Origin of the sequence: Bacillus xiamenensis (assembly GCF_000300535.1) — a bacterium.
In the GTDB taxonomy this organism is placed as follows: domain Bacteria; phylum Bacillota; class Bacilli; order Bacillales; family Bacillaceae; genus Bacillus; species Bacillus xiamenensis.
Genome location: NZ_AMSH01000017.1, coordinates 1 through 15,287 on the forward strand (window position 1 = coordinate 1; position 15,287 = coordinate 15,287).

At 42.7% G+C, this 15,287-nt stretch carries 13 protein-coding genes and 3 pseudogenes; 2 read left to right on the forward strand and 14 right to left on the reverse strand.

Annotated elements, in window-relative coordinates; translation table 11 throughout:
• Positions 1 to 41: 41 nt before the first annotated feature.
• Together BA1_RS07820 and BA1_RS18635 are read left to right on the forward strand one after the other, a co-directional pair.
• Positions 42 to 328, forward strand: a pseudogene (locus tag BA1_RS07820) (IS3 family transposase); the annotation flags it as partial.
• A 199-nt stretch (positions 329 to 527) separates the two neighbouring features.
• Positions 528 to 786 (forward strand): annotated as a pseudogene (locus BA1_RS18635) (IS3 family transposase); the annotation flags it as partial.
• A gap of 57 nt (positions 787 to 843) precedes the next feature.
• Here BA1_RS18635 and BA1_RS07825 read toward each other — a convergent pair.
• The 14 genes and pseudogenes from BA1_RS07825 to BA1_RS07885 all read right to left on the reverse strand — a co-directional run bounded on the left by BA1_RS07825 (position 844) and on the right by BA1_RS07885 (position 15,283).
• Positions 844 to 1,911, reverse strand: coding sequence for a glycosyltransferase family 4 protein (locus tag BA1_RS07825; RefSeq protein ID WP_008357497.1), 1,068 nt, complete (start codon positions 1,909 to 1,911; stop codon positions 844 to 846).
• 134 nt (positions 1,912 to 2,045) lie between these two features.
• Positions 2,046 to 3,245, reverse strand: coding sequence for a teichuronic acid biosynthesis protein TuaH (gene tuaH, locus BA1_RS07830; RefSeq protein WP_008357499.1), 1,200 nt, complete (start codon positions 3,243 to 3,245; stop codon positions 2,046 to 2,048).
• Positions 3,246 to 3,261: 16 nt separating this feature from the next.
• Positions 3,262 to 4,017, reverse strand: a complete 756-nt coding sequence (gene tuaG / locus BA1_RS07835) for a teichuronic acid biosynthesis protein TuaG (protein WP_008357501.1) — start codon at positions 4,015 to 4,017, stop codon at positions 3,262 to 3,264.
• Positions 4,018 to 4,041: 24 nt separating this feature from the next.
• The gene (gene tuaF, locus BA1_RS07840; RefSeq protein WP_008357503.1) at positions 4,042 to 4,719 is read right to left on the reverse strand and encodes a teichuronic acid biosynthesis protein TuaF; all 678 of its coding nucleotides are present in this window, start codon (positions 4,717 to 4,719) and stop codon (positions 4,042 to 4,044) included.
• Between the two features lie 70 nt (positions 4,720 to 4,789).
• The gene (gene tuaE / locus BA1_RS07845) at positions 4,790 to 6,247 is read right to left on the reverse strand and encodes a teichuronic acid biosynthesis protein TuaE (protein WP_008357506.1); all 1,458 of its coding nucleotides are present in this window, start codon (positions 6,245 to 6,247) and stop codon (positions 4,790 to 4,792) included.
• Positions 6,248 to 6,286: 39 nt separating this feature from the next.
• On the reverse strand, positions 6,287 to 7,216 hold the full coding sequence (locus BA1_RS07850) for an NAD-dependent epimerase/dehydratase family protein (protein WP_008357508.1): 930 nt from the start codon (positions 7,214 to 7,216) through the stop codon (positions 6,287 to 6,289).
• A gap of 14 nt (positions 7,217 to 7,230) precedes the next feature.
• Positions 7,231 to 8,565 (reverse strand): UDP-glucose 6-dehydrogenase TuaD, encoded by a 1,335-nt coding sequence (gene tuaD, locus BA1_RS07855; protein WP_008357510.1) that lies wholly within the window; start codon positions 8,563 to 8,565, stop codon positions 7,231 to 7,233.
• A 78-nt stretch (positions 8,566 to 8,643) separates the two neighbouring features.
• On the reverse strand, positions 8,644 to 9,828 hold the full coding sequence (gene tuaC, locus BA1_RS07860; RefSeq protein ID WP_008357512.1) for a teichuronic acid biosynthesis protein TuaC: 1,185 nt from the start codon (positions 9,826 to 9,828) through the stop codon (positions 8,644 to 8,646).
• Positions 9,825 to 11,276 carry a teichuronic acid biosynthesis protein TuaB gene (gene tuaB / locus BA1_RS07865; RefSeq protein ID WP_008357515.1) on the reverse strand — a complete coding sequence of 484 codons (1,452 nt, stop codon included), beginning with the start codon at positions 11,274 to 11,276 and terminating at the stop codon, positions 9,825 to 9,827. The genes tuaC and tuaB overlap by 4 nt, the downstream gene beginning before the upstream one ends.
• 18 nt (positions 11,277 to 11,294) lie before the next feature.
• A complete protein-coding gene (locus tag BA1_RS07870; protein WP_008357518.1) occupies positions 11,295 to 11,954 on the reverse strand; it encodes a sugar transferase in 660 nt (219 codons plus the stop codon).
• Between the two features lie 198 nt (positions 11,955 to 12,152).
• Positions 12,153 to 12,704 carry a hypothetical protein gene (locus BA1_RS07875; protein WP_232532140.1) on the reverse strand — a complete coding sequence of 184 codons (552 nt, stop codon included), beginning with the start codon at positions 12,702 to 12,704 and terminating at the stop codon, positions 12,153 to 12,155.
• A gap of 135 nt (positions 12,705 to 12,839) precedes the next feature.
• Positions 12,840 to 13,404 (reverse strand): annotated as a pseudogene (locus BA1_RS19770) (N-acetylmuramoyl-L-alanine amidase family protein); the annotation flags it as partial.
• Positions 13,389 to 13,625, reverse strand: coding sequence for a cell wall-binding repeat-containing protein (locus BA1_RS19850; RefSeq protein ID WP_237739199.1), 237 nt, complete (start codon positions 13,623 to 13,625; stop codon positions 13,389 to 13,391). The gene BA1_RS19850 and the pseudogene BA1_RS19770, both read right to left, overlap by 16 nt.
• Before the next feature lie 167 nt (positions 13,626 to 13,792).
• Complete coding sequence (locus BA1_RS07885; protein WP_008357523.1) at positions 13,793 to 15,283, reverse strand: N-acetylmuramoyl-L-alanine amidase; 1,491 nt, start codon at positions 15,281 to 15,283, stop codon at positions 13,793 to 13,795.
• Positions 15,284 to 15,287 lie beyond the last annotated feature (4 nt).

The following is a 15,287-nucleotide window of genomic DNA, read 5'->3' on the forward strand; positions in this document are numbered from 1 at the left end:
GATCGTTGTGATCCGAAATAAAGCATGGAGGTGTTTTTTCTATGGGTACAAGAGTGAGTTATCCGGTTGAAGTGAAACAGAAGGCTGTAGAAATGAGATTGGCAGGTGTACCTATGAAAGAGATCATGCAGGAATTGAATATTAAGAATAAGACGCAGGTTCAGACATGGGTGAGGTGGCATAAGGCTGGGGATACACACCGGTTCGAACAGCCTGTTGGAAAACAATATACCTATGGAAAGGGCCCAGAATTAGAGAGACTGCAGGCAGAAAATCGCTATTTGAGTCAACAGAATGAAGTTTTAAAAGAGTACGAAGAATTGGAAAGGAAGTTGATCAGGAAAAGGAAATTATATTTGTTGTAAGAATTAGAGAGACTGCAGGCAGAAAATCGCTATTTTAGTCAACAGAATGAAGTTTTAAAAAAGTACAACGAATTGGAAAGGAAGTTGATAAGGAACCGGCAATCAAACTGGTAGAAGAATTGTGCAAAACGTTGACGGTACAGGACACCTGTATCCATTTAGGCATCTTACGAGTATCAGAAAGCTGTTCATATAAAAGGCATTACCATGAGCATGTCCCATAAAGGGACGTCCGCTGATAATGTGCCTCCATCGAATCGTTTCATTCCTCACACGTTCTATACTTAACAGGATTGATCGAACTACGACCACCATCGTAGAACGCACTGTCAAAGAATACATTTATTATTATAACAACATCCGTATGCAAACGAAACTAAACAACCAATCACCGATAAAATACCGGCAATTGGCTGTATAAAAGTGTTTTGATCCCTGTCTCAAAAACGGCGGGTCAGTCCCGAGGCACGGGCTGTTTTTATTGTCTTTTGACCATTCGTTTATAGAATTTCGTAAATGGCTTGAACTCTTCGTTCACCAAACCAGTAACTTCTGCAATGACTTGCATAAACATGACCAGTAAAAAGATAATGATCAATGAGAGCCAAATGGTGGCACTTGTCAGCAAGATTGCACTTAAGCTAAAGACTAAGCCAATCATGTAAATGACGATCACAGCCATTCGATGAGATAAGCCAAAGGCCATCAGTCGATGATGGATGTGTGATTTATCAGGCGCCGAAATTGGCTGTTTATTTAATATCCGCCTAATGATTGCAAAGGTGGTATCAAAGATAGGGACACCTAAGATGATCACTGGGACAACGACACTAAACAAAGTGACACTTTTGTATAACCCTAAAAGTGACAGCACCGAAATCATATAGCCTAAAAATAACGAGCCTGTATCGCCCATAAAAATCTTTGCTGGATGGAAATTATAAAATAGAAAACCGATGGTACTGCCAATGACGACAAGAGATAACGAAAGAATTAGGATTTTGTCAGCCGAAAACGCCATGACTGCAATCGTTGTTAAACCGATAACCGAGATACCGGCAGCCAGTCCATCTAATCCATCGATTAAATTAATTGCATTTGTGATTCCAACAATCCATAGTACAGTCAGGGGATATGCCATCCACCCTAGCTCCATTCGATCTGTTAAGAAAGGAACAGAGAAAAAGTCCATTTTTAACCCCGTGCTCACGATTAAACAAGCGACGAGAATTTGTACGAGAAATTTAAATTTTGCACTTAAATTATATTTATCATCAAATATACCTAAAATGACGATGAGAACAGCGCCAACTGAAATAGCTGTAATTTTATTATGTAGAAACAGCCCACCTGCTAGTGCTCCAGTCGCTACCCCAATAAAAATCGCCAAACCACCCATTCGAGGCATTACTCTATCATGAACTTTTCGTTTATTCGGCTGGTCCACTGCACCAATCTTAATTGCAAACTTTTTGACGATTGGTGTCACAATTAAAACTGTAGCCAGAGAGACAAAAAACGCTAATAAGGCGCGTTCGTAATCCATAGGTCAGTCTCCTTCTAAATTGAAATCTGTATTTTGTATATTGGCCGCTCTTTCCATTATACAATTGAATATAGGATGATCACAAGCTCCCCCTGTGAAGAAGAAACAAATAAAAACGCACAATCCTGAATGAATTATGCGTTTTCTTTAATATTCGTTAATTCCACCATGTTTGTGAACAGCGCGTGCCAATCTTTTTTCTTTGCTCGGCTTTGTCTTAGATGTCTATAGGTCATGTCGTCTTTTTTGCTGATCACTTTCAGACAGGCTTCTACGAAAAGAGCAGAATCTTCGCCCTCTAAATATTCATACACATCATTCTCTTTTAGCCTTTCCGTTGATGGAAGATTTAAACCAACAACAGGTATTCCTGCAGCTAAAAATTCATATAGCTTGAGCGGGAAAACAGCTTGATTATAAGGAGACTGTTTGTATGGCATCATTCCTACATCAATCAGTTTCATGTAAGCAGGCACTTCTTCTGGTGCGACAGCCCCTGTCCAAATGACATTTGGCAGTTTGAGTGCATGCTGAAAAGATGGATCTCCATTTGTTCCATCCGGACCAACAAATAAAAATGTCCAATCTGGCTGCATGCGAGCAGCTTGTGCGATCATGTCAAAATCGAGCTTCGGCTTGATTCCTCCAATAAAGCCAAGAACGGTACCTTCTCTTCCCTCTAGCACATCCTCCCTGCTAGGAAGGCTGCTTTTCGCAAACACATCGTACTCGACGCCATTTTCCACTGTGAACACATCTTTCGGTTCACCCATAAGCCTTTTTTTGATTTGATCATGTAGATATTGAGAGGAGCATGTAATGCTGTGTGCGTATTTAATGATCCGGTTTTCTGCTTTTACAATGACCCGCTGCCTCATATAAGAAAGAATGCTGTTTTTTCCGCTGATAGGCTCTCCCCACAGATCACTGCAATCATACACAATATGTTTCCATTCAAATAAAGAAGATAAGAGCGGAAATCCAGGAAACGTATACCATAAACAGACGGCCATGCCCTTCTTTTCCTCCTGCCGCAAATGCTCAAGCAGAGGGGACAATTTATGAATATAAAACATATCTTGATAACGGCCAAAGCGGAAAAACTTGCTCTTGAGCACATCAGGAATGGTCATTTGCTTCATTCGATCCGTTATAGGCTGAAAGGGAGCTAAATGACGGGAGGCAGATGGACATACCCAGATGACCTCTTTCGTCTCTGGATCAGATGCTAGAAATTCTGCTAAGCGATGCCGTCTGTATCTCAGACCATCCTGTCCCCATTCTCCCGTTGCTACGATAACATGTATGATCGAGTCTGCTTTCACCTTTATCACCTTTTTTCCCTTCTGTTTATAAGCGCTTCTTCACAGCATTTGTGGCATAATGCATAAAACACCAAGACGCTTTGACAAAATGAAGCTGCTCAATTTCTCTGTAGACAAACCACGTTTTTTTCGCTGCTTTCCACTTGTTACTAGAGATCGAGTTGCCAACGATGCGATATTCACTGAGCGGCTCACTCATTCCATAGGCCGTAAATCCTCTTTTTAAAATAGAGAGCCATGTGGCTAAGTCCTGTCTTGTTCGAATGTTCGGCATTTCCACATGTCCCACCTGCTGAAGATCGAGCATCACCGTCAAACAGCCGATAATCGTATTTTTCAAGGCTTCATTGTAGTTCAACTGAGCCGGTGCTGTGACCGTTTTTTGTAACGGTTCTCCATTTTCTGCGATGATGTCATATGCCGTGAATGTAAAGGCATAATCATTTGCTAGCATAAAGTCGACCTGTTTTTCGAGCTTTGTCTCTTTCCACTTATCATCGCTGTCTAAAAAAGCGATAAAGCGCCCTTTTGCCTGTTTGATGGCAGTGTTTCTAGCAATGGCGGCTCCCCCATTTTCCTCTAAATAAATGACGTTGATTCTGTCGTCCGTTTGACTTAATTCCCTTAACAGCTTCCTAGTTCCATCTGTTGAGCCATCATCTGCAATGATCAGCTCCCAGTTAGCATAAGTTTGGGCAAGGACGGAATGAACTGTATCCGTTACATAACGTTCCGCATTATACGCCGGTGTAATGATTGATACTAACGGTTGCTTGTTCACCTAGGACTCATCTCCAGTTCATCATTAAGATTCTTTGAACACTTCAGGTAACACCACAAACATGAGCGAGATGCTGAAGCCAATGACAAGTCCAAGCAGTGCCCGTTTTTTCGCTGACATGCCTTTATTGCCTTCATCGAGCACTTGGGCAGGATCGACAATCTTTGCCTGCTTCATCCCGAGCTTTGTAGACTCCAATTCATATAAAAAACGTTCTTTATCGACTTTGGAATCATCGCTGACAGATTCATCTTCTAGAGCAGATAATCTATTTTCAATGACCTGCTGTCTTTTCATAAATAAGGCCTTGTCTTGCTTTAAAAATGTATCTGACACTTGTTTCACGACAGCCAAGGCCCGGGCTTTGTCGGCATCTGTAAATGACAGCTGTAATTGTGTATCTGATGCATTGGTGAGAATCAGACGGTTTTTCACATCCTGCCTTTCTGCTTCCTTGACATCATGTAGTGCTTGATTCAGAAATGCATCGCTTTTTATGAGAGATGTCACTTCTGCCATATTGTTATACACCCCATCATCATATTTACCAAGCGTCAAGGTCACAGCGGCTGTGTAGCTAGACTGCTCTACTGTCCCTTTGGCAAAAAAGAAACCAAAAGCGGCTAATATGACAGGCAATAGTACGAGCCATACGATATATTTTTTGATTCGCTTCCTTATTCTTACCATGAAACCAGACATGTTCATTCTCCCAACATTGACGTATTTGCTTTTTCACTAGTGTAGCCATACAAGCTCATCATCACACGTTTTACCACGGCTTTAAACGTTGTTTATTTTTCATGATATTCACCGCCGTCATCACCAGTCCTAAAAATACCCAGTGGAAATATAAATTCGAAACGGAGCTGGGACTAATACTCGAGACGAGAAAACTCAGCATTGCAGCAAATAGACCTTCGATGATCATCTTTGCTGGTCTCGTGTCAGCCAATTGGTATTGTTTGTACAGTGAGAACATGAGATAGGCGTACACTGAGAGATAACCCAGCATGACGGCAAAGCCAAAATTCGTCATCAGCTCTAGCAGCCAATTGTGCACTTCAACGACTTGATCTGTATCAAAGATCGAAAAGTGGGCTAAGTAGTAAGACACATTGCCTGCACCGACCCCAAAGCCATATGAATTCGTAAAGAAATGCCATGCGTTTTTGATCAAATTAGCCCGAGCGATGTTGGACGGGAGTGGTTCACTAAAAGAATGTGCGACCTGAGAAGCGAGAAACAAGTCATAAAAGACCGAATAGATCTTAGCTGAAAAGATGGCAAGACATATGACGCCAAGCCCGCCTGCTGCGATGAGTGACCACTTTTTTAAAAAGCGAGGCAGTAGCAGCCACACATAGATCGCCGCTCCAGCAAATATACCCAGCAAGCTCGCGCGCGATTCTGTTAACAAAATGAGATACAGTGCTGCGATCGCTCCTAATCCCCCAAACGCTTTGATATAACCATTTTTCACCTGACGCATACACGCTACATATAAGAAAAAGCTAATAGATAAAAACGTCGCAAAGTCATTTTGATTAAAGAATACAGCTGTAGGATAGTGCTGTTTGTACGCTGGTCCAAGATACAATGATGTATTCGGTAAATGGTTCAAGGTCAAGTGATTATAGAACCCGATCCCCATCACAAAGACGGTCATGACAAGCCAAATGCTATAAAAGGTTACAATCTGATCCATTCGCTGAATATACATGACCACCAGGAAGACAAATCCCATTCCCATTGCAAGAAGAGACATATATTTCAGACCATCTGTGACTGAATGAGCCCAAAGCAGTGAAATGAGGCCATAAAGAAACCATGCAGCGAAAAAGCCAAGAATGCCTTTTACACGAATGTGCCGCCACTGTGATATGTACGTTCCCCTGTCTCTCATCCGCCATATCAATAAAACAAAGACAGCCATGAGCATGATACGGTAGAGAAAAAGACTAAAGAATCCGACACTAATAGAAAAGAAAGCGTTATTGAGAAAGGTGAATGCAATCAAAAGGTAGATGGCTGACATGAAGACTTGATCACCGTTCATGTATAGCTTCATCAATACGGCAGCTGCCGTGAGCACCACAAGCAAAACCGGGACTGCCACCATCTTTTTTAACCCAATAGGCTGGGTGGATGCCAGCTGCACAAGCCCTATGCCTGCAGCTAATAAAATACATCCGATCATGATTTGCCATGCTGTTTGTTTCACACTCATACCCATTTTCCTCCTAAACAACCCATCCGATTTGAGGGATTAAGCCTTTACTCCCTGTTCATAGTAGGAGATGGTACGAGCCAAACCTTCTTGTAAAGACACGACAGGCTCCCAATTTAAGACTTGTTTCGTTTCCTCATTTGACAATGTACTATGCACAATATCTCCTGCACGCTGAGGCTTATAAATCGGTTCAAGTTGTGATCTGGTCACTCGCTTCATCGTTTGAAACAGCTCATTCACCGTGATGGAATCACCACATGAGATATTTAAACAAACGTTTGATTTGGCAGTTAAAGCCGACACATTCGCTGCTGCTAGATCACCGACATAGATGAAATCTCTTGTTTGTTCCCCGTCTCCGAAGATGAAAGGGGTCTCATGCTTTGCAAACTTATCAGAAAAAATAGAGACAACCCCTCCTTCGCCAAGCGCATCTTGACGCGGTCCATATACATTGCTGTATCGTAGAATACAATAATCCAGCTCATAGAGTGATTTCGCCATCTCTAAATACCGCTCGACTGTGAGTTTCGATAAGCCATAAGGTGAACCAGGCTGTAGTGGATGAGCTGTATCTACCGGCAGATAAACCGGGTCTCCATAGACAGCTGCCGATGAGGCAAACACCACTTTTTCCACACCGGCTTCAGCCGCTGCTTTTATCACATGAAGCGATCCTTTAATATTGACCTCTTCGTCATAGATAAAATGTTGAACCGAAACGGCTACACTCACTTGTGCTGCAAGATGGATGATATAATCTGGTGCAATTTGTTTGATCAAATCGACCGTTTCTGATTTTGTGACATCTGCTTCCACGCATTGTACGGAAAGATGAGCTATATTTTCCTTAGATCCAGTTGAAAAATTATCAAGAACTATGGGCTCATAGCCTTTTTCTAGTAAAGCCTCTACCGTATGAGACCCAATAAATCCACTTCCCCCAGTAACCAATACTTTCTTCATCCAAGCTCCCCCTATTATTGTGCCTTCGATACCAATTCTGCTTCCCATACGCCTGGGCGGCCGATCGACTGGTAAATAAATCCTCTCTCTTTCATTTCTGCTGGATCAAACAAATTCCTTCCATCAATTAAAATTGGTGAGCGAAGCAGCTGCTTGATCTGATCCTTATCCATCTTCTGTACATCCTCCCATTCTGTTAAAATGAGACAAGCATCTGTATCTTTCACTGTTTCGTAGAGATCATTGCTGAAGACTGCCTGCGGGCCAAGCTCTCTTTCTGCTTCTACATAAGCAATTGGATCATAGGCTTTGACAAAAGCTCCGAGTTCTCTCAGCATCGGGATAATATCTAATGATGGGGCTGAGCGCATATCATTGGTGTTCGGTTTAAATGCGAGCCCTAAGACGGAAATGGTCTTCCCTTTAATATCACCGAACACACTCATGAGCTTGCTGACAAGATGAGCTCTTTGGTTGTTGTTTGTTTCAATCACAGATTCGATCAGCTTGAACCGGTAGCCGGCTGTCTCGGCAATTTTGAGAAGAGCCATTGTATCTTTCGGGAAACAAGACCCTCCAAATCCAATGCCCGCTTTTAAAAATTTATGCCCGATGCGGCTGTCTAACCCAACTCCTTCGCTGACTTTCTCAACATCAGCGCCAACCCTCTCGCAAATATTCGCAATGTCATTGATGAATGAGATTTTTGTGGCGAGCATGGCATTTGCCGCATACTTAATCATTTCTGCACTTTCTAAGTTGGTCTCAACAACCTCTGTTTGAAACGGATCATGCAATCTTTTAATGATGGTCGATGCATGAGTGCTTGTTGCGCCAACGACTGCTCTCTCCATATTCATCGTGTCTTGAATCGCCGAACCTTCTCGAAGGAACTCTGGATTGGATACAACATCAAATGGATATTTACTGCGTGATGCCTTTTGAACAATGGCTTGAACAAGACGTCCTGTTCCAACTGGCACTGTGCTTTTGTTCACGATGATTTTGTAGCCATTCAGGTGTTCACCAATCGTTTGAGCGACGGCTTTTACGAAAGTTAAATCCGCTTCACCCTTCGATGTCATCGGTGTCCCTACAGCAATATAAATGATCTCAGATTCTCGAATCGCAGCAGGAATATTGGTTGTAAAACATAATCTTCCTTCTTTTGTATTCTTTTCAATCAATTCCTTTAAGCCTGGTTCATAAATTGGAACGACACCGCTTTGTAAGCTGTTGATTTTTGATTCATCAATGTCACAGCAGATGACGCGATTTCCGATATCAGCAAAACAAGTACCCGATACTAACCCGACATATCCTGTTCCAATCACAGCAATTTTCTTCAACCTGTTTCATCCTCTCAGTAAAAGCATATTGTCCGTTCCAAACTGTTTATCTATCAGTCTTTGCACATTTCTTCCTGTTTAAACGATGGATATTGATTGATTCAGCACCTTTTCATACTGCTGAATGAGATGCTTCGTATTATGTGATGATGAATATTCTGTATGGACGATGTGGTGAAGGTCGTTCTTCACTTGATCATTCCATTTATTTTCATAAAGATACGCGTGAATCGCCTCTTTTAGCTGACTCGTTGAGCGCGGCTCAATGAGCAGATGTCGATAAGTAGAAAACAATGATGGGAGGCCACCTACTCGTGTTGCAATAACAGGTACTTTTAAAGCGAGCGCCTCTAGGACGACAGTCGGCATTCCTTCACTATAGGATGGAAGGGCAAACAGATCGGCCGCCATGACATAATGTTTCACTTGATCATTTGGCATCTGCCCCGTGAGTATAATTGATTCCCCAGCTCGTTCTGCTAGCTCCTTTGCGAGGGGTCCTTTTCCAACTAAGACCGCTTTCACACCAGCCATCCCCTTAACTGCATCAACTAATTCAAGTAAGCCTTTCTCTTTGACTAAGCGACCGGCGAAGACAATAAGCTTGTCGTGAAGCGGTAACCCTAACTGCTTTCGGATGGCTTCTTGATCCCCTTGTGTATTAGAAAATGACTCGAGCGGAATCCCAAGCGGGAGGAATTGCGCTTCCACCTTTGTCATATCATGTGTCTTTTTTGCCAGCTCCTCACTCACTGTCAGAACAGCGGCGGCCTGTTTCACCGCTGTTTCAAAGGCTGCAAGCGCCCCTTTGCTATAGTTCGGATATACATTCACATCACTGCCGTGTAAGGTCAGAAGATAAGGGATATGCGTTTCTTTTTGAATCACAGCTGCTGCGCCGCCAGACGGCATAGCAAAGTGCGCATGGATAAAATCTGGTGACAGCTGATTGCGCTGCATTGCGCGGAGAACAGAAGCTGCGATTCGGTTGCTCGGCTGTGCCCATTTCAACTGTCCAGGTAACGCTGTATAGGGCGGCCTGTAAACCGTCACACCGTTTCGAACCTCTTGTTCCGGCAAGTCTATTTTCTGCCGATAGGACGACTTGATCATCCGTAATACTGGGAGATTCACGGGGGTAGGGCAAATGACGGTTACGTCTATTCCTTGTTTGAGCAGCTCCTGCACCTGCGTTTCATGAAAGACGCCTTCACTCGGATGGTTTTCACTAGGATATACACTTGTCAGCCATAGCACCTTCATGACGAACGACCTCTTCTCCATAATTTGCTTGCAGCCTGCGGATACATTTTGACAAGCAGCAAGCCATACAAAGCAGCACTTAAACAAATTGTTAGTAGCAATTGAAGCGTCATATCGGCTGACGTCAGCTTCATCCCTTGATGAACAGCCACTGTACAGGCGGCCATGAACAGCGTCATGACAGCAGGCTTTACGAGTGAGCTTACATACACCTTCATATCTAGCTGAATGACGTATGCCATAAGCCATCTGCCCACAATGAAGTTCAGCAGGCTGACACCTGAGTAAATCCAAGCTACTGTCACTAGACTGCCCGTATTTACTCCCGTATATAATGCGCCTCCATAGACGATCAGCATGCCTGTATCCCAATAAAAAGCTAAGTCCGCTCTCCCTTTTGCAAGGAGGATGGAACCGTTTGGATTCATGAGCACACGCAGAAGACCGACAATGCACAAAATATTAAGAACCGGAACTGCCACTAGCCACTTCTCTCCAAACACCACTTCTATAAAGCTGTCTGATACGGCAGCAAGACCGATTAATAATGGGAAACTAATCAATGCGAGCATATTCGTCATACTGAGGAAGCCCTCGCGCAGCATCGAATGGTCTCGCTGACTTTTTGCGAATAGAGGGAAAGCCACTCTCGTCACAATCGGATTGATTTTCAGCACTGGAATCGTCACGATTTGATAAGCCAAACTGTAAATGCCTAACGCCTCCGCTCCAAGAAACCGGCCGATTAAGATCATGTCAATGTTCGATCCTGCCCGGTTGACAAGCCTTGATGCCATCTGGAAAGCCCCGAAGGAGAAAAACTCTTTCACTTCCCCTAATGCGAAAACAGGTGCTGGGCGCCACTTTTTCCAATAAGCTGCCGCATACAATAGCCCCTTTCCTGCTTGAAGCAGCACTTGAGAAACAACATAGGCCACAATCGGATTGATAAAAAAGGCAAGAACGAGTAAAACGAGCAGCGATATGATGGACGCAATGGTTTCAATGGTACTTAATGTTTTAAAAGCTAAATCTTTTTGCATCATATATTGATATTGCTGACCAATTGGTGCAATGAGAAACATGATCGATAACAACTTGAGCAAGCCATCCAGCTCAGGTCTGGCATAAAAGGCGGCAATCAAGGGACTTGCGAGGATTAATACACAAAACAAGAGAATCCCCGTCAGCAAGTTAATCCAATATAATGTAGATAATTGACGTTCTGTCGTTTGTTCCTTTTGAATGATCGCAGCACCAATGCCTAGATCAAGTAAAATTTGCGTAAATATTGTGACAGTTGTGATCATGCCAACGAGTCCAAATTCTTTAAGTGACATCACGTTCCCTAGAAAGGCAAACTGTGCAATTTGGATAATGGTAATGATCAATGCGGACAAGCTTGTCCATTTCGCCCCGCCTAGCATGCGATTTTTCATACTTGCCATTTCTCTTCCCTACTTTACTTATCTGGCTCCGTCACCAGTCAAAATGACTTTTAACGTTTTTACCATAATCTTCGCGTCGAGAGAAAATGTCAAGTTTTGAATATAATGTAAGTCGTGTGATAATTTTTCACTTGGACTCATTTCATATCCTCCATTTACTTGAGCAAGGCCTGTCAGCCCCGGCTTGACCGTCAGTCTTTTTGTAAAGCCTGGTATTGTCCGATTAAATTCTGCAGTAAACATCGGTCTTTCCGGGCGTGGACCTACAATACTCATTTCTCCTTTTAACACGTTGATAAATTGCGGCAGTTCATCAATTCTTGTTTTTCGAATGAATGCCCCCACTTTGGTAATACGGGGATCATTTTTTTGCGCCCATTTCGCTCCTCCGCTTTCTGCGTCGGTTCTCATCGATCTGAGCTTCCATAATTTAAAGTAGACACCGTCTTTTCCGACCCTTTCCTGCATATAAAAGGCTGGACCTGGTGTTTCTAACTTAATCAATAGGGCGAACAGCAAAATGATTGGCGTACTCAACATCAATCCGATGAACGAGAACACTAAATCTATGAAACGTTTTGCAAATAAATAACGAACCATATGTTCTGTTAAAGCAAAAGAGTGGTTTCGTCTCACTTCATATTCTCTATAAAGATTCATCGCTTTCTCTGCGCTCACTGACCTGCACCTCACCATTCAGAGTAGTTGTTGTGTAAAGAGATGTTCTATGAAAGTCAGTTTAGCAGAGCAACATTAAGCAAATGTAAATGGGCTGTTAAGTCTTGTAAAAGTGTGTTAAGAATGTGCCCTTATATCAAGTTATGCCCTTTTAAACGTAAAAAAGACCCGCAATTCTGCGGGTCTACGTGTCTTTTTTTATTTTGCCTTTACGGATTCGATTGTCTTAAGTCGGAGCGTTCCGTTTGCATCTTTTGTATAGGTTACTTTCACTTTTGATTCTTCTTTTAGGCTGTTGACTTGTTTAGAGAATGTATTTCCGAATTGAATGGCTATTTCTTTTCCATCAATGTTGACAGCAATGGTGTGTCCATCAGCCAAACCGACATATGTGCCTTCTTTGGTGACTTCATTGTTCTTATTCGATGTTGATTCTTTCTTTGTTTTAGACTCGTCCTGAGTCGTTTCTTCTTTTGTTATTTCTTTACTTGAGCTATCTTTTGTATCTTCATCAGATTGACCTGCTTGGTCTTCTGTTTGAGCAGCTGTTTCTTTGCTTTCATCGTCTGCGTCTTCTGTCTGGTCATCTGTTGCTTTTTCTTTGTTTTGATCAGCTGATTCCGTTGTTTCTTTTTTGCTGTTATCCGTATTGTTATTGTTTGATTGATTTGTTGTGCCGCATGCTGTAAGCACTACACCTAGAAGTAATACTAAAATCGGCATTGTGATTAACTTTTTCAATATCGTCACCTCTTCATGATTTGTCGATTTGCTGTCATCGGAAGGTAAACACACAAAAAATCCACCCTCTATGTTTCAATTATAACAAAAATAACCTGAATTGAAATGTATTTTTAACTTGACATGTCAGGCATTCGGTTTATTTTATTCGAAATAAACCGAAACACCCGCAGCGATTCCAGAAGCTAGCCGATCCTTTGCAATGGTTGATTTTAAAATACTGGCATCAATCGGACTGGTCACAAACCCTGTTTCCAGCAGTATGCTTGGCATTTTTGAATACTTGATCACGTAGAAACCGGCTGTTTTCACGCCGCGATCCTTTGTACCGAGGGCACTCACCATTCGGGGCTGAACCTTTTGTGCCAGCTTTAAACTATTGGCCGCAGCATACGTCGCATCATAATATGTCTCTGTACCATTTGCACTTCTGTTATCATTTGCATTGGCATGGATGCTGAAATACATCAGCACCCGCCTGTGCCCCTTTGCTTACACGTGTTTGCAAGGAATCAAAAGTATCAGATGATCTAGACATGACCGTTATGGCACCCGCTTGATTGAGCCTACCACGCAGCTTTAACGCCACTTCTAAATTGACGTTTTTTTCAAGAAGTCCATTCCCAACCGCTCCAGCATCCTGCGCACCATGACCTGAATCGATCAAAATGGTTTCACCTAACACCGCATTTTTCAGTTGTGTGACGACATTGGCTCGAATGTTGGACGCTCCGCTTGCTGAAAGGCATAAGGCACAGCACTTAGAGCATACGCATATGCATCCCCGCCTACTAGAACAACAGTAGATGCTGTCGACCATCCTCTTTTCGCAGCATTTACTGCGACCTCATACCGATTACTTCCTTCAATCCTCGATACGGTATGCTGTGCAAATGCAGATGGTGCATACAAACATAGAGAAATCGCCATCAATACAAAACATTTAATATAGAAACGAATGAAGTCAACCTCCTTGGTTTTGAACCCTTCACCCTGGAATCACTTCATGGACTTTGGACTTTTGAAAAAAGGCTGCCGAGAGACGTTCTCGAGCAGCCTAGAGGAGTATCTTAGGCACCCCTCATGTTTGTGTTTTTTTATCTAAAATAGCCTGAAACGCCGCTTGAAATCCCTGATGCTAATCGGTCTTTATATGTGGCGGATTTCAAAATATTTGAATCAACTGGACTGGAAACAAAACCAGTTTCTAAGAGAACACTCGGCATCTTAGAATATTTAATGACATAGAAGCCAGCTGTTTTCACACCGCGGTCTCTTGTGCCTAATGCACTGACCATTTTAGGCTGGATGTTTTGTGCAAGCTTTAAGCTGTTTGCAGACGCATATGTTGTGTCGTAATACGTTTCTGTCCCATTTGCACTGCTGTTATCATTTGAATTCGCATGAACACTAATGAAGATATCTGCTTTCGCATCCGCACCTTTGCTCACTCGTGTTTGAAGACTGTCAAATGTGTCTGATGTTCTTGACATGGTAACGAGTGCACCTGCGTTGTTTAATTTTGTATTTAAACGCTTCGCTACGTCTAGATTTAAGTTCTTCTCATATAATCCATAGCCTACAGCTCCTGAATCTTGAGCGCCATGACCTGGGTCAATGAATACTTTTTTGCCGACGACTGGGTTCTTCAATTGATTCACAACAGTTGCTGTGACCGTATTTGGACTGCCTACGACCGTGAATTTGGTGATATTTTTACTACTAATTGTTGCTCTTGTTACTTTTGGCAACGTCTTTTCGTTCGTCAAAAGCAAGGCTTTGTTTTGCTTGGCTGCAATCCCTGCCGCAGAAGATGAAGTGGCATAGCCAAATCCTCTTCCTACATAGGTGTTATTTGTGCTCATATTGTACTTTTTCACAATATTCGCAGCTACGTCATAACGAGTAGAGCCTTTGATTCGAGTTGGAGATTTCAACTGATTGTAAGCTGCTTTTGTGACGTAATTCTCTCCGCCTACGACAATGGTTTGTTTCACATTGCTTGCCTTTGCAACAGCGGCGATTTCAGAACGAAGGCCCTTTTTGTCTGTATATAGAATTGGGAACCCTTTTTGCGCTGCCACAGGTGCAATCGCAATCCCATGCGCATAGAAAGAACCTTCCACGACAACAACGCCAGCTGGCGTTTTCATTTTTTTCGCGATATTTGCAGATAGCTCATATCGGTTTTTTCCTGAAATACGTTGTGTAGAGATGCCCATTTTCTTCACTTGATTGACCACGTCATTTGACACACTTGATGTGCTGCCTAATACAATGACTGTCTTTGTCTTTAATGCCGTTAAGGCTTTTTTTGTATCACCTGAAAGGCTTTTACTGTTTGTGTAAAGAACTGGTCCATTTTTTTGATGTGCAAGCGGAATCCCCGCTGTTGCATCTGCATACGCAGTCTTCCCTACTAAAACAACTGTACTTGCTGTTCCCCATCCTGTTTTCGCTACATTTGCTGCTACAGCATACCGGCTCCCGCCGTCAATTCGAGAGACTGAGTTATCTGCCAAAGCTGTTGGAACAATAACGAAAATAGCGATGAGGCTGAGGATGGCTGTTTTGATCATTGAGCGCATCTTC

Excerpts from the sequence above, each read along its gene's own strand:
- BA1_RS07825 (WP_008357497.1), bottom strand. The coding sequence starts at position 1,911 with ATGGATTACGAACGCGCCTTATTAGCGTTTTTTGTCTCTCTGGCTACA.
- tuaF (WP_008357503.1), bottom strand. The coding sequence starts at position 4,719 with ATGTCTGGTTTCATGGTAAGAATAAGGAAGCGAATCAAAAAATATATC.
- tuaE (WP_008357506.1), bottom strand. The coding sequence starts at position 6,247 with ATGAGTGTGAAACAAACAGCATGGCAAATCATGATCGGATGTATTTTA.
- BA1_RS07850 (WP_008357508.1), bottom strand. The coding sequence starts at position 7,216 with ATGAAGAAAGTATTGGTTACTGGGGGAAGTGGATTTATTGGGTCTCAT.
- tuaC (WP_008357512.1), bottom strand. The coding sequence starts at position 9,828 with ATGAAGGTGCTATGGCTGACAAGTGTATATCCTAGTGAAAACCATCCG.
- tuaB (WP_008357515.1), bottom strand. The coding sequence starts at position 11,276 with ATGGCAAGTATGAAAAATCGCATGCTAGGCGGGGCGAAATGGACAAGC.
- BA1_RS19850 (WP_237739199.1), bottom strand. The coding sequence starts at position 13,625 with ATGGCGATTTCTCTATGTTTGTATGCACCATCTGCATTTGCACAGCAT.
- BA1_RS07885 (WP_008357523.1), bottom strand. The coding sequence starts at position 15,283 with ATGCGCTCAATGATCAAAACAGCCATCCTCAGCCTCATCGCTATTTTC.